13 protein-coding genes are annotated in these 13,751 nt (G+C 41.7%); 8 read left to right on the top strand and 5 right to left on the bottom strand.

From position 1 onward, the window contains the following. Positions 1 to 20 precede the first annotated feature (20 nt). Complete coding sequence (locus PTUN_RS10420; protein ID WP_009840241.1) at positions 21 to 266, top strand: DUF6868 family protein; 246 nt, start codon at positions 21 to 23, stop codon at positions 264 to 266. Positions 267 to 292: 26 nt separating this feature from the next. After that, positions 293 to 589, top strand: coding sequence for a YciI family protein (locus PTUN_RS10415; RefSeq protein WP_009840240.1), 297 nt, complete (start codon positions 293 to 295; stop codon positions 587 to 589). Here the strand turns inward: PTUN_RS10415 and PTUN_RS10410 are convergent. Further along, positions 586 to 2,139 (bottom strand): cryptochrome/photolyase family protein, encoded by a 1,554-nt coding sequence (locus PTUN_RS10410; protein ID WP_009840239.1) that lies wholly within the window; start codon positions 2,137 to 2,139, stop codon positions 586 to 588. The two genes, PTUN_RS10415 and PTUN_RS10410, sit on opposite strands and share 4 nt — an antisense overlap. After that, the gene (locus tag PTUN_RS10405; RefSeq protein WP_009840238.1) at positions 2,136 to 3,449 is read right to left on the bottom strand and encodes a DASH family cryptochrome; all 1,314 of its coding nucleotides are present in this window, start codon (positions 3,447 to 3,449) and stop codon (positions 2,136 to 2,138) included. The genes PTUN_RS10410 and PTUN_RS10405 overlap by 4 nt, the downstream gene beginning before the upstream one ends. 186 nt (positions 3,450 to 3,635) lie before the next feature. Between PTUN_RS10405 and PTUN_RS10400 the strand changes: the two genes are divergently transcribed. The 3 genes from PTUN_RS10400 to katG all read left to right on the top strand — a co-directional run bounded on the left by PTUN_RS10400 (position 3,636) and on the right by katG (position 7,639). Next, positions 3,636 to 4,814, top strand: coding sequence for an esterase (locus PTUN_RS10400; RefSeq protein ID WP_009840237.1), 1,179 nt, complete (start codon positions 3,636 to 3,638; stop codon positions 4,812 to 4,814). A gap of 53 nt (positions 4,815 to 4,867) precedes the next feature. Next, positions 4,868 to 5,287, top strand: a complete 420-nt coding sequence (locus tag PTUN_RS10395; protein ID WP_009840236.1) for a GNAT family N-acetyltransferase — start codon at positions 4,868 to 4,870, stop codon at positions 5,285 to 5,287. 168 nt (positions 5,288 to 5,455) lie between these two features. Next, entirely contained in the window at positions 5,456 to 7,639 is a 2,184-nt protein-coding gene (gene katG / locus PTUN_RS10390) for a catalase/peroxidase HPI (protein ID WP_009840235.1), read from the top strand. A 257-nt stretch (positions 7,640 to 7,896) separates the two neighbouring features. On the opposite strand, the gene PTUN_RS10385 is transcribed toward katG, so the two are convergent. Beyond that, positions 7,897 to 8,418: an NADPH-dependent FMN reductase gene (locus tag PTUN_RS10385; RefSeq protein WP_009840234.1), complete on the bottom strand. Its 522-nt coding sequence runs from the start codon at positions 8,416 to 8,418 to the stop codon at positions 7,897 to 7,899. Positions 8,419 to 8,577: 159 nt separating this feature from the next. Between PTUN_RS10385 and PTUN_RS10380 the strand changes: the two genes are divergently transcribed. Beyond that, positions 8,578 to 9,477, top strand: coding sequence for a LysR family transcriptional regulator (locus PTUN_RS10380; RefSeq protein ID WP_009840233.1), 900 nt, complete (start codon positions 8,578 to 8,580; stop codon positions 9,475 to 9,477). A gap of 9 nt (positions 9,478 to 9,486) precedes the next feature. Here PTUN_RS10380 and PTUN_RS10375 read toward each other — a convergent pair whose 3' ends face one another. Together PTUN_RS10375 and PTUN_RS10370 are read right to left on the bottom strand one after the other, a co-directional pair. Continuing rightward, positions 9,487 to 10,230 (bottom strand): class I SAM-dependent DNA methyltransferase, encoded by a 744-nt coding sequence (locus PTUN_RS10375; RefSeq protein WP_009840232.1) that lies wholly within the window; start codon positions 10,228 to 10,230, stop codon positions 9,487 to 9,489. A 332-nt stretch (positions 10,231 to 10,562) separates the two neighbouring features. Then, positions 10,563 to 10,865, bottom strand: coding sequence for a hypothetical protein (locus PTUN_RS10370; RefSeq protein WP_009840231.1), 303 nt, complete (start codon positions 10,863 to 10,865; stop codon positions 10,563 to 10,565). Between the two features lie 645 nt (positions 10,866 to 11,510). Between PTUN_RS10370 and PTUN_RS10365 the strand changes: the two genes are divergently transcribed. Together PTUN_RS10365 and PTUN_RS10360 are read left to right on the top strand one after the other, a co-directional pair. Continuing rightward, positions 11,511 to 12,341, top strand: coding sequence for a helix-turn-helix domain-containing protein (locus tag PTUN_RS10365; protein WP_009840230.1), 831 nt, complete (start codon positions 11,511 to 11,513; stop codon positions 12,339 to 12,341). A gap of 16 nt (positions 12,342 to 12,357) precedes the next feature. Beyond that, a complete protein-coding gene (locus PTUN_RS10360; protein WP_009840229.1) occupies positions 12,358 to 13,275 on the top strand; it encodes a TlpA family protein disulfide reductase in 918 nt (305 codons plus the stop codon). Positions 13,276 to 13,751 lie beyond the last annotated feature (476 nt).

The following is a 13,751-nucleotide window of genomic DNA, read 5'->3' as shown; positions in this document are numbered from 1 at the left end:
AAAATACAAGTGATAGATAGATGACTTTAGACCAACTTACCACCTTTTTTGGCTGGGCCAGCTGCATTAGCATCGCCATGCTCAGTATTATTTTTATTTTGTTGTTGGTATTTAATAAAAGTATTTTAATCTTACACAGTCAGCTTTTTAATGTGGCAGAAGATGAGTTAAATATGATTTATCTCAAATACTTAGCCCAGTATAAAATGTTAATGGTTATCTTTTTTATTGTGCCTTATTTGGCCTTAAACGTGATGGTATGGTAAAACTCATAACACAAGAAGGGTGAAAAATGTTTGTTGTATCAATTACGTATCGCACCGATTTAAGCCAAGTTGAATTGTTGTTAGCAGAGCACTTAAGGTTTTTAGATGCTAATTACCAAGCGGGGCATTTTTTAGCATCGGGGCCAAAAGTGCCGCGCACGGGTGGTATTATTTTGGCTAATATACCAAGCCGCGAAGCACTGCATACATTACTTGAAAATGACCCATTTTATCGCGATGGCATTGCCGTGTATGAAATTACTGAGTTTAGCGTCACTAAAGCGGCAGCAAACTTAAGTGAGTTAGTGGTACAAAGTAGCTAAAGCTGCTCGATATTGTCTAAACACCACTTTGCACGGCTGAGCGTGTCAGTTTGGCTTTGTGGTGATTGTTTATCCCAATTGCGATATATCATGCCAATGCGCGGATTGCGCTCAAGTCGCTCGCGATGTTGGATCATAAACTGCCAATATAAGCTATTAAGAGGGCAGGCGTTATCACCCACTTTATCTTTCACTTGGTAGTGGCAATCGGTGCAATAATCACTCATCTTATTAATGTAATTGCCACTCGCGGCGTAGGGTTTAGTGGCCACAATGCCGTTGTCGGCAAATTGAGTCATGCCACGAGTATTGGGCAATTCGACCCATTCAATCGCATCGATATAAATCCCTAAGTACCAGTCATCTACTTGGTCGGGGTCAATCCCAGTGAGTAAACAAAAATTTCCCGTTACCATCAAGCGCTGAATATGGTGGGCGTAAGCGGTGGTTAAACTTTGGCTGATGGCATGGTGCAAGCACCGCATTTTAGTTTTACCATGCCAAAAATAGCCAGGTAAGTCTCGTTTTGCGTCTAAGGTATTGTAGGTTTTGTAATCGGGCATGTTAGTCCAATACACACCGCGTACATATTCACGCCAGCCTAAAATTTGCCGCACAAACCCTTCTACCTGCGCTAAATTAATCAAGCCATCAGATTGCTCATAAGCCGACACTGCCGCCTGAATAACCTGCAAAGGGTGCAGCATTTTACAGTTAATCGCAAACGAGAGCCGGCTGTGGTACAAGCTCCAGCTATGCTCACTGTTGGCTGTCATTGCATCTTGAAAGCGGCCAAAGTTGGGTAATAAATGCTGGCAAAAAAAAGCTAGTAGCTCTTTAGCTTGGGTGCGATTGACGGGCCAGATAAAAGGCTCAGTCAGTTGACCTATGGTTTTGACGTGATGGCGAACTAAGCGCGCTTTAATGTCACTGACATCAATTTCAAATAAGAGTGGCGCAGGAATGGCCGCTAAATCGGTTTTTTTGAGTTTTACACGGTTATCGGCATCAAAATTCCACTGCCCACCTAGCGGCTCGTTTTCGTGCATTAACAGATTAAAACGCTTGCGCATTTTGCGATAAAAATGCTCCATGGTGACGTGCTTGTCTTTTTTAAAATACTGGCTTATTTCGTTAAAAGGCAACATAAAATGCTCGCTATCAACACACACTTTGGTGATGGGTGTAAAGTCAAACTCATTAAGCTGCTGTGCGAGACGGTACTCGTCTGGTTGTTGATATTCAATGCTTTTACATTGATATTGTAGGCATAAACGTGCGATTAAATGGGGTAAATTGGCATCGTGCTCGGTATCATCAAGGGTTAAGTGTAGAACGTTGAAACCCGCTTGTTTTAAGGCGTTGGCAAATTGGCCCATAGCGGCAAAAAAACCACACACTTTTTGAATATGATGCGGCGCATAATCCGTTTCTTGGCGCAGTTCGGCAATCACATATAATATATTGTCTTTGTCTTGTTTGAACCAAGAGTGATTAGCGTTTAGTTGATCACCTAAAATAAAGCGTAAAGTTGAAAATGAGGCGCTCATAATGCTCCAATTGGCCAATCGACCATGTCTGTGTGATTGATTGCTTGACAATGTTTGTCGCCTTGCCAAAAAGTAACAAAGGCGTTGTTTGGATCGTACAACGCTGCTTGTTTTTTAATATGAAAATGACGACCTCCACGGGGATCTGGTCCAACGCCTGCTAAATATTGCCAGTTGCCCCAGTTGCTGCCAACATCATAATCAATCAAACGTTGTTCAAAATACGCTGCGCCATAGCGCCAATCAAGTTCAAGTTCGTTGACAAAACAACTTGCCACAATTTGTCGCCCTCGGTTTGACATCCAACCGGTTTCATTGAGTTCGCGCATTAATGCATTAACCAAAGGGTAGGGTGTTGAGCCTTCGCACCATTGTTTAAAACGACTCGGATAAAAGCTGGTAGCAAGCGATTTTTGCCTCACACCGCCTGCGCTAAATAATCGCTGTTGGTGCTTACGTGCATACCAATAAAAATACTCGCGCCATAGTAATTCAAAATAAATCCAATAGGTTGATTCATTGGCCCCCTGGGTTGATTCATAGCGTTTAAGTGCCGCCATAATTTGCCGTGGGCTCAGTGCCCCGTGTGCCAAAAACCCCGAAAGTTTAGTTGAAAAATCATCACCCATTAGCGCGTTGCGTGTTTCTTTATAAATACTAGGGGCTTTGCTTGAAAAGTAGTGATGAAGATAAGCATGGGCCGTGATTTCGCCCCCATTATAATAACGATTAAACGCCGAGGGCTTTAAATCGTGTTTTTTATGCTCAGTTGAGAGTAGTGGAGGTGGTAAATAAGTGAGCGCCTCTAAAGGCGCTGGCACAGTAAGTTGCTCAAATAGTTTGCGACACGGGGTAAAGCTTTTTGGTAAATCTGCAAGTTCAAATGGTAAATCAGCAAGACGAAATAAACTACTGCCTGAATGCGCACAAAACTTGACAGCTGGAAAGGTTGCTTGCAAATACTGCCAATGGTGTTGTTCGTTAAATCCAGCATGAATTGTGCGGCCAATATCAGTAATGCCATAATGTTTTATGTAATTGCTGACGACACTTGGCACTGAGCCGTGTTCAATCACTAAAAACTGATTCAATAAACGTAAGTTTTCATCAAGCTCAACCAGATGTTGTTGTAAAAAACCAAGTTTGGCTGCACTTGGTTGGGTTTGGCTAAATTGCTGACTAAACGCATCTTGTGGTACATGAACATATAAGCAAATTAGGGTATCAACGCTATCGGCTAGCACTTTGAGCGCTGGATTATCGAGTACCCGCAAATCGTGATCAAAAATAAATAAGCCAATTTTTTTCATAAGGACATATCACAGTATTGTCATTGAGATGATTTGCCAATACGCATCATCAGGCCAAAAAGACCAATAAACCTGTGTTCAACGCAATGCCTTACACAGGTGTGAGTTTGACAATACCTACAAAGGTTGGCAAAGTAAAAAATGAATAAAAACATATGTTTTTAACTTAATAATAGGGAAGGATTCATGTTTAAGTCGCGAGTTTTGGCAATGTTTTTTATTGTGCTGTTAGGTGTCACCACACACGCACACGCAGGGCAAAGCGAAACACTGACCATTACCTCAGCACAATTTAAAACGCCGATTGAATATACAGTCACGCTACCAAATGATTACCACAGTGAAAATAAGCAAGATAAACGTTATTACCTGCATCTTGATATCCATCCGCGTAGCCAGGGTTATATTAGTCAACTTAATGATTGGCTCAGTCATAATGGTGAATGGCCATGGCCACAAACCATAGTGGTTACGCCAAAAAATTACCATAGCGGATTTGCTAAACAGTTTGAGCAATTGATCCACGAGCCAAATAATGCAGTGTTACTCAATTATATCGAACATGATTTACTCGCAAGCATTGATAAACAATATCGTACTAATGGTTTTCGTACTTATAGCGGCTTTATGGGCAATGCCGCATTTGGTTTGCACATTTTGCTTAATCGGCCGCAGTTATTTACCGGCTATATTTTGGCAAGCCCAACCCTTGGCGACAATATGTTTAATATCAGCCAAAGTGCTATTGAAAAATTAAAAGTCAAAGACGATAAACTTCGTTACCTCTATATTTCTATTGGAGGTCATCCGTATGAACAAAATAGTATAGATGCGGTAAAAAAGTTTGAATATGCCTTGAGTCAAACCGCGCCCAGCACATTAGAGTGGCAAGTGGTGTATAACCGTACTAACAATTACATGTCGCAACCTATTATTGCACTTATCAATGGTATAGAAGGCCTTTTTGCCGATAAATTTACCCCGTTAGCAGCAGATTCGGCGATTTCTCAGCAAGGTGCCGATGCTATTATTGCCTACTACCAACAGCTATCAGCTAAAAAATATGGCTTTGAAGTCTCAGCCGAAGGTTCGTTAAAACATTTAGCTGAGTCTTGGATTACTACCGAGCCAAATAAAGCACAAGCCTTATTCAGTCGTATTATTGTGCTTTATCCTGAGTCGTCTTATGCACAATCGTCTCTAGCGGCTTTTTATGCAAGCCAAGGCAATCTTGAACAAGCGATTGCCGCGCAGCAAAAAGCGGTCGAAAAAGCTAAAAATTTGGTTGAGTGGCATCAGTTAAAACAGCAAGGTCAACTTGAACAATATCAACTGCAACTCGCGGAACAAAAAGCTAAACAATAGGCAAAATAACTCTGGGCTTGTTATTGCAGGCAAATAAAATTAAGAGGCATCGAATGCGCAAACACAATTATACGGTTGAATTAACTCAGCCCACTGCCGCCGAGTTTGTGCATTTGCGCCAAGAGGTCGGTTGGGGTGAATTGCCGCTTGATTTAGCCCAAGCAGCGCTGGAACAATCACTGTTTCATGTGGCGATCCGTATGCAAGGCGAGTTAATTGCAATGGCTAGGGTGATTGGTGATGGCGCATTATTTTTTTATATTCAAGATGTGATTGTTGCGCCTAGTTATCAAAAGCAAGGGTTGGGTGCTGTATTAATGGAGCAAATACAAGGGTATTTGGCCACGGCCGCAAGCAAAGGGGCGACTGTGGGGCTTTTATCTGCCAAAGGTAAAGAACCATTTTATCAACGCTATGGTTATTTGCTTCGCCCAAGTGAGCAATTTGGTGCGGGAATGTGTGCGTTTATTTAACTCATTCCTCCTAACAACTCTTTCATCACCTTGTACTTTAGACTCACACCATCGAAAAAAGCGATGATGCTATTAGTTTTAAATCGTTAGCCACAACAACACTTTAGCACTATACCTATAGAGGCAATTTTGTGTTGTACCAAACGATACTAAAAGGAAGTCTATATTATGGCAGATACAGCAAAATGCCCGTTTAATCATACTGCGGGCATGGGCACATCCAATCAAGATTGGTGGCCAAATCAATTAAATTTAGCTATGTTGCACCAACATTCAGCGTTATCAGATCCTATGGCGAGCGATTTTAATTATGCACAAGCCTTTAAAAGCCTTGATCTTGATGCGCTAATTCAAGATTTAAATTATTTAATGACCGACTCACAACCTTGGTGGCCTGCAGATTATGGTCATTATGGTCCATTTTTTATTCGTATGGCATGGCACAGTGCTGGCACGTATCGTACCGCTGATGGCCGTGGTGGAGCGGGGTCGGGTTCACAGCGCTTTGCTCCACTTAATAGTTGGCCCGACAACGGCAATCTAGATAAAGCAAGACGTTTACTTTGGCCAATTAAACAAAAATATGGCGCTAAAATATCTTGGGCCGATTTAATGATATTAGCAGGCAACTGCGCCCTTGAAACTATGGGTTTTAAAACCTTTGGTTTTGCTGGTGGTCGAGCTGATATTTGGCAGCCAGAAATCGATATTTATTGGGGCAATGAGCAAACTTGGCTTGATGACAAACGATACCAAGGCGAGCGTGAGCTTGAAAATCCCTTAGCCGCAGTGCAAATGGGGTTAATTTATGTCAACCCTGAAGGCCCCAATGGCAAACCAGATCCGCTAGCTTCAGCCATTGATATTCGCGAAACCTTTGCCCGCATGGCAATGGATGACGAAGAAACCGTAGCACTGATTGCAGGTGGCCATACGTTTGGTAAAACTCACGGTGCAGGCGACCCCGCGCATGTAGGGCCAGAGCCTGAAGCCGCTGGGATTAGTGAGCAAGGTTTTGGCTGGAAAAACAGCATGGGATCAGGCAAAGGCGTTGATACCATTACTAGTGGCTTAGAAGGGGCGTGGACGCCAAACCCGATTAAATGGGATAACGGCTATTTTGACACCTTGTTTGGTTATGAATGGGAAATTGTAAAAAGCCCTGCGGGAGCGACACAATGGGCACCTAAAAATGGTGCAGGAGCAGGCACAGTGCCAGATGCACATGATGCTAGCAAACGCCATGCACCTATGATGGCCACTTCCGATATTGCGCTGCGAGAAGATCCAATATATGCCAAAATTTCTAAGCGTTTTCATCAACATCCAGAACAACTTGCCGATGCTTTTGCCCGAGCTTGGTATAAATTAACTCACCGAGACATGGGGCCAAAAACCCGCTGTTTAGGCCCGTTAGTGCCAAAGGAAGACATGCTGTGGCAAGACCCTATTCCAAAACGAGATTATCAGCTGATTGATGCTGCGGATATTACGGAGTTAAAAAGTAAAATTTTGGCAGCTGGCTTAACGGTGGCACAAATGGTGTCAACGGCCTGGGCTTCGGCTTCAACCTTTCGAGGTTCAGACAAGCGTGGCGGCGCCAATGGGGCACGTATTCGCTTAGCGCCGCAAAAAGATTGGCAGGTCAATCAACCGGCGCAACTTGTTGTTGTGTTGGGGGCACTTGAAACGATCCAGCATAGTTTTAATCACAATCATAAAGCGGCAGGTAAACAAGTATCGCTTGCTGATTTAATTGTACTAGCGGGTGGTGTTGCAATTGAACAAGCCGCAGCAAATGCTGGTATTACCGTAACAGTGCCATTTGCCTCTGGGCGTACAGATGCAAAGATTGAGCAAACCGATGTGGATTCATTTGGCGTACTTGAACCGATTGCTGATGGCTTTCGCAATTATCAACAAGCACGTTATTCGATTCCCGCCGAAAAACTACTGCTAGATAAAGCGCAACTTTTGACGCTAACAGCGCCAGAAATGACCGTTTTGCTGGGTGGTTTGCGGGTGCTAAATACTAATTTTGAACAAGCTAAGCAAGGTGTATTGACCAGTAAAAGTGACATGCTGAGTAATGACTTTTTTGTCAACTTGTTGGATATGAACACAAAATGGCAGCCAGTTGATGATACCGAGCAGCAGTTTGAAGGGCGCGATCGCAAAAGTGGTGAGTTAAAATGGTTGGCTACTCGGGTTGATTTAGTGTTTGGCTCTAACTCGCAACTACGGGCGATTGCAGAAGTATATGCAAGCAATGATGCACAGCAGCGCTTTGTAGAGGACTTTATTAAAGCATGGTTTAAAGTGATGCAACTCGACAGGTTCGATTTAGCATAAAGATTAACTTGACAATTAGTGTATGAGTATAAACCCAATGGCTTTCAAGATGCTCGTTGGCGGCAAGTGACTGAATCCTCATGAGCATAGAGAGGCTATGTGATTGAGGTCAAGGCGCGCAGCCAACACCTGAGCATCTTAAAAGAGGACGGGTATAAACTAAAATTGCCAATAAAAACCCCCAAAGAATCACTCTGGGGGTTTTTATTTTGACCAAGATTTAAAATACTTGATTTAAGAGCTAATTTTTTAAGGTGTTATTTAAGTGTTGCGAGAGCTGCACGCAGCTCTGCATCAAGTTCTGTATTTTTAATGCGTTTGGTGTCGGCATCAAAATTATCGTAAAAACTAGGTACTGAAAAACTCGCTTTTACATCGGCAGCAAAATAAGGGGCAGATCCCGTTGCTGCAGCTAATACTGATTTTGCTCCACCTGGGCCTGGTGATGTGGCTAATAAAACCATGGCTTTGTTTTGAAATACTTTTTGGTTAATACGCGACATCCAATCAAAAATATTTTTGTATGCTGCGGTATAAGAGCCATTGTGTTCTGCAAATGAAATAACCACGGCATCGGCTTGGCCAATTTTAGTGAATAAGCGCTGAGCAAGTTCAGGAATGCCATCTTGCGCTTCACGATCACTGCTGTAAATTGGCATTTCGTAATCATTTAAATCAACTAATTCAACCGTATCACTCACAATGCTCGCAGCATAATGTGCTAATTGTTTATTGATTGATTGACGAGAGTTACTGGCTGCAAAAGCGAGTACGTTCATAATAAATATCCTTAATGTGTTAAGTGATGGTTGTTGCACTCGCAAGATGCGGATAACGTTTTCTCAAATGCAACTAAGCGCGTGCCTTAACCGATAGAAACAGTGTATATTAAGTTTATATGTTTATTAATGATGTAAAAGTGGAGTCACTGTTTCCATATGATTAGTAATCAGCTGTTTGATGGCATCGAAATTTTTGTTCAAGTGGTCAAATGTGGCAGTTTTAATGCTGCAGCGAGTGTGCTTAGCCATTCAAGTTCGCACATCAGTAAAGAAATAAGCAAACTTGAAAGCCGCATTGGTGTGCGGTTAATGAACCGCACCACACGTTCGTTGTCGCTCACGCCCGAAGGTGAGGCGTATTTTCAACAATGTGTACAATTAATTAGCGACGCCGAGCAAGCCGTGAGCCTTATCACCGCCGATGATGTGCAGCCAAAAGGCACGCTGAAAATCAGTTGCCCCATCGGATTTAGTCAGCAATATCTGCAATCGGTAATTGCTCAGTATTTAGATATGTATCCAAATGTCACTCTTGAATGGGATTTGAGCGATAAACGGATAGATTTAATTGCTGATGGCTACGACTTAGCCATTCGAGCCAGTGAGCAGTTAGTTGAATCGAGTTTAATTTGCAAGCGGGTATTTCACTGTAAAGCCCATGTGGTGGTCTCAAAAGGATATATTGAAAAGTATGGTCGCCCGCATCACCCTCGAGAATTGGCTGCCCATCATTGTATTTGTTATTCCAATCTTAAAATGCCCGGGCGCTGGGATTTTGTTGAGCGAGATGGCACACCGTTTCAGGTCGATGTGCGACAAAAAGTACGCTGCAATAATGGACAAATGCAATTGGCGTTAGTGCAAGCTCATCAGGGGATCACCCGATTACCGGCTTTTTATCTAAATGATGCGCTGCAAAGTGGGGAGCTTGAAGTGCTGTTTTGTGATTATAAAGAGCCTGAAGTGAATGTGTATGCCATTTACCCAAGTCGCAAGCATTTGTCGCCAAAAGTACGTTGTTTTATTGACTTACTGAGCAGTAGTTTTGCTCAGTAAGTCGGCCTGTTATTTTTTAACACAGGCAAATAATGCGTTGCCCGCTGTGCCTTGCCAAGGCACGAGTTTATCGTAATCGTGCTCAAATATATGCACGTCAAAATAAGGTTCAAGCAGTTGTTGTAGTTGGCTAAAACTTACCGCAACCATAGAATGGCTGTCTTGCCACGACTGTGTAATACCGTTATCGGTTTTATCTATGCTCAACATTAATGCTTGTGCATTGCCGTTGCCCTGGTAATGCCAATTAGATGCAAATTTAAATAGGCTGTTGCCATGCTGTGCGCTGTGGCTAACAAACGAGTTGTTATCAATTTTATGTTTATCAACGGCATTAAAACAAAATAAGCCTTGTGCATTAAGTGCAGCATGTGCACTAGCTATACATTGGCTTAATCGCTCAAGTTGCGCGCTGTAATGAATCGAATACAAAAAACAGGTGATCAGATCGGGCGGCGTTTCGGTGCTAAAGCTACACATATCTTGCAGGCTAAAGTCTGCATCGGGGCAGCGAGTTTGAGCTAAATCAAGCATTGGCTGATTAATATCAAGACCGCCACTTTGGTAACCAAAATCAATAAAATGCGCCACATGTGGGCCAGTGCCACAGGCTAAATCTAAATGTTGGCGGCCATTGTTACCAAAGAGCTGCTGTAAACGGTGTACAGTATGACTTTGTTGAAGATAATCAATATCAGCACACATTAAGTCATAATAACCCGATAAATCGGTATAAAGGGCGTTGGAAGTCATGGTTACCTACTTGAGTGGATAGAACAAAAAGCGGCTGTTCATACACCAAAAGGTAAACGAAAATGGCAGCTCAAGGCGAAAAACGCGCCATATTACTGTAACTGAGGGAATTTGGGTATGTGTTTTTAATTAAAATGCTCGTTTGTTATGGTTGTAATTAAAAACGTTGTTCGTGATTTATTTATCAAACTTAGGTGCGTCAATATTAGTATCACTTTGATTACTTTTCATATTGTTCATTCGAAAATCAGACTTCGACGAGGGTTTTGTTTAATAATCATCAAGATATATTTATATTGTAGTCATTGTTATTTTCAACTGAACAGGGTCATTTAATCTAGCACTGGCTCTTGATTGTCAGACTCTTGTGAACCGCAGACAATTATTTCTTCTCCTAAATGATACACATTATGCACTGCGACATAGGTACCAGACACCACTCCAGTCAGCGGTAATAAAAGAATGCCACCAATGGAATAATAGTTATTGTTGTCTTCATGAAGATTAAATACTTTAAATGTTTTTTTATCGCTTGAAATCTCACATTTATTGTAATGAGTGGGATCAGTGACTGGTAATACAATACATCCAGAAATAAAGGCTGTTAGGGCGAGGGGGAGTAATCTTACTTTCATGGTCACAATCCTTTGAAAAATCAGACTTAAATATTTAACCTGCTCGAGTTTACAGAGGTACTATTTTTGCACAAAGAACATGATCTTGCTACATAGCTGCAAACTGTAGATTGTGCTTGGCATATCCTTTTTATTCAAAAATTCTATGCTCCACTTACGAAAAAAATTCTATCCCGGTCTAGCTTATATCTAAAATAAATCAGCCGCTTGTGGAGATGTTAAAATTACACAAACAGACGTCGAAATCTAAACGCTCGATCGTAAATAGCCAATAAATCGCACATATGCGCTTTAGAAAGTATCGCTATTAATAGCAGCGTTAATATTTAATCTGGGTTTTAGGGAAGGGATTTACTAACACATTGAGTTAGCTTTGAATATTTAAGCCGTTGTTCTCTTTGCCTGACGTTGTGAAAGGCGACAATTTCATTAAAAGTATTAATTGCAGTCCTATCCTTTGTTAATTCCACGTTGTGATGTTGAATTGAGCAACTTGAGATAGATGTAATATCGAGAACTTAAATTGTTTAACTCACTAACACAGGGCCAAGTCTAGGTGATCAACTTGCTATAAGATTCGCGCTGATTTATGTTGTGTGGAATAATTCACTGGGGTTGCGTACTCGATAGAGCGAGGTGCTTAGGATGAGTAAGATATTATACCAAGGGCTTTCGCATCTGGGTTTTCGTCGATTTAACCCTCGTGCTGAATTAATCGGCTTGGTTGATTGTTTTTGGGCAATAGGCGGTATTGATACTACACCATTTTGCTCTACAGAAAAGCTATATCCAGATGGAGGTTGCAGTCTAACATTTGTTATAGAACCGAATCACACAAGTGCTAAATTTGAATGCAATCGACGTTTGCAGGTGCAACAGTTCTCAACATGTAATTTGACCATTAGTGCCCGCTTTACACCTGGTTCATTGTTCATGTTATTTGGTTTGTCACCAGCGCAGCTGCCTGAGCATGGAGTCGATGGAACCATCGCACTGACAGGCAAAACAAAGCTCAGCTTTCAAAGGTTGTTAGATAGGCTGCCATACCTTGGACTGACGTCAGCGGTGGCTGAGTTTGAACTATGGCTGATTGAGCTTAGCCTTAATGTTGCGCAGCCTTTTCGCCTACAAATTGCATTGGTGTTGCTAGGTAAAAGCGAACAGACTGTGTTGTCTGTTGCAACAACTCTTGGCGTCAGTCGTCGGACACTTGAGCGTCAGATGACTTTACAAACGGGTTTTAATCCGGCCTATTTTCAACAATGTCAGCGAATTAAAAAAGCCCGAGGTAAGCTTTGTAATCCAAGCTTACAATTAGCGAATATTGCGCTGGCATGTGGCTTTTATGATCAATCACACTTTAATCATGCATTTCGTGATTGTGTAAATGAAACACCTGCAAATTATCGTTTGCGCAAGCTGTCGCAAATTTACAATACCGACTCAAACGCAGCCGCTACTATCTTCAGCATTTAACAAAAAGGAGATACAAATGCGTAAGATATTTTACTTGTTACTGTGCTTGGTTTTAGTTCAACCCGTAATAGCAAAAGCGACCGATTTACAGTTGGTGGAGTTGCGAACATTTCCAAGCTTTACCTCGGTTAATCTCAGTACATTACCAAAAGATAAACCGCTTTATGTCAAAATGTGGGCGAGTTGGTGCAAGCCCTGTATGGAACAAATGCCACATTTTCAGTCGCTCTATCAACGTTTTGGTGACAAGGTGAATTTTATCGCCGTAAATATCGATTTTAATGAAAAACCTGAGGAAGTAAGTGCCGTTATTGAACGTTTCGGTTTAACAATGCCAATTTGGACCGATGCCAAAGGGCAGCTAGCTTTAGAACTGGGACTTGTAGGAACCCCATACTCGGTATTAATGAATAATCAGGGTCAACAGGTTTATACCAGTCATGAGTCAGATAAGGTGCTTGGAGGTTTTATCGAGCGCCTAGCACAAGGGCAAAATTTGCCTTTAGCATCTTCAGACTCTGTAAGTGTCAGCGAGCAAAATCGACTACTTGCACCTTATCAGCGAGGAGAGCACTATTTATTTTTCAGCGCCACTTGGTGTGATTGGTATCTTGCAGATTCTCGGCCCAAGATGGCTGCACAGTGTAAAAATGCTCAACAAGGTCTCGATTCATTAGCTGCGAAATTACCCAATGTAAACTGGACTGGCATAGTTAATCACTTATGGACAGATGATAAAGCGCTTGCAGAGTTTAATGTAAAGTATGAGATGAAGTTACCTTTTAAAATCGATCACAACGGTGTTTTGTTCCAGCAGTTTAATATACGAAAAATCCCTGTATTATTAAAAGTTAAAGATGGCAAAGTATTAACAGAAATTAGCGATTTTACTGACTCAGCAGCCGTAATAGCGCGATTAAAAAAAGTACACTGAGTGCATGTATTGACTCATCAGCCTCATTAGTCAATGGGGCTTTTTAATAGGTAAAAATCATCTTTAAAACATGATTCGATAAATCACAATATGTAGCAAAATCTTGCTCTGTGCTCGATTACTTAATTCAAACCACATCAACAGAAAATGGCTTTTTTATTATGTAAAGCAAATAACAGTTTATTTATAGAGCTAACAATCGATAACTACTTATCGTCAGTGGCCCCTGCTGGTTCATACATTTCAATGATTGCCGATGAACCTGCATTTTATGAAAAGCTCGGTTACAAGCTGGTATCTCCTGCTAGTCAAGGTATGAGCAAAAAGTTTAAACCTCTCAGATAACTCGACAATCAACGCAGTCATTTCGGTTTGGCGACATAGATAAAACTATGATGAGTTGTACTATGCCTTTGAATATTGCGTTGATCTCATTAACCTCAATACAGGATAATAAATCTATCTCAGGCTAGCGA

It is taken from the genome of Pseudoalteromonas tunicata, from assembly GCF_002310815.1.
Lineage (GTDB): Bacteria > Pseudomonadota > Gammaproteobacteria > Enterobacterales > Alteromonadaceae > Pseudoalteromonas > Pseudoalteromonas tunicata.
Note: the sequence above shows the minus strand (reverse complement) of the source record. Positions and strands in the feature narration are given on the sequence as shown.

Excerpts from the sequence above, each read along its gene's own strand:
- PTUN_RS10420 (WP_009840241.1), top strand. The coding sequence starts at position 21 with ATGACTTTAGACCAACTTACCACCTTTTTTGGCTGGGCCAGCTGCATT.
- PTUN_RS10415 (WP_009840240.1), top strand. The coding sequence starts at position 293 with ATGTTTGTTGTATCAATTACGTATCGCACCGATTTAAGCCAAGTTGAA.
- PTUN_RS10360 (WP_009840229.1), top strand. The coding sequence starts at position 12,358 with ATGCGTAAGATATTTTACTTGTTACTGTGCTTGGTTTTAGTTCAACCC.
- PTUN_RS10375 (WP_009840232.1), bottom strand. The coding sequence starts at position 10,230 with ATGACTTCCAACGCCCTTTATACCGATTTATCGGGTTATTATGACTTA.
- PTUN_RS10365 (WP_009840230.1), top strand. The coding sequence starts at position 11,511 with ATGAGTAAGATATTATACCAAGGGCTTTCGCATCTGGGTTTTCGTCGA.
- katG (WP_009840235.1), top strand. The coding sequence starts at position 5,456 with ATGGCAGATACAGCAAAATGCCCGTTTAATCATACTGCGGGCATGGGC.
- PTUN_RS10380 (WP_009840233.1), top strand. The coding sequence starts at position 8,578 with ATGATTAGTAATCAGCTGTTTGATGGCATCGAAATTTTTGTTCAAGTG.
- PTUN_RS10410 (WP_009840239.1), bottom strand. The coding sequence starts at position 2,139 with ATGAGCGCCTCATTTTCAACTTTACGCTTTATTTTAGGTGATCAACTA.
- PTUN_RS10400 (WP_009840237.1), top strand. The coding sequence starts at position 3,636 with ATGTTTAAGTCGCGAGTTTTGGCAATGTTTTTTATTGTGCTGTTAGGT.
- PTUN_RS10405 (WP_009840238.1), bottom strand. The coding sequence starts at position 3,449 with ATGAAAAAAATTGGCTTATTTATTTTTGATCACGATTTGCGGGTACTC.
- PTUN_RS10385 (WP_009840234.1), bottom strand. The coding sequence starts at position 8,418 with ATGAACGTACTCGCTTTTGCAGCCAGTAACTCTCGTCAATCAATCAAT.
- PTUN_RS10370 (WP_009840231.1), bottom strand. The coding sequence starts at position 10,865 with ATGAAAGTAAGATTACTCCCCCTCGCCCTAACAGCCTTTATTTCTGGA.
- PTUN_RS10395 (WP_009840236.1), top strand. The coding sequence starts at position 4,868 with ATGCGCAAACACAATTATACGGTTGAATTAACTCAGCCCACTGCCGCC.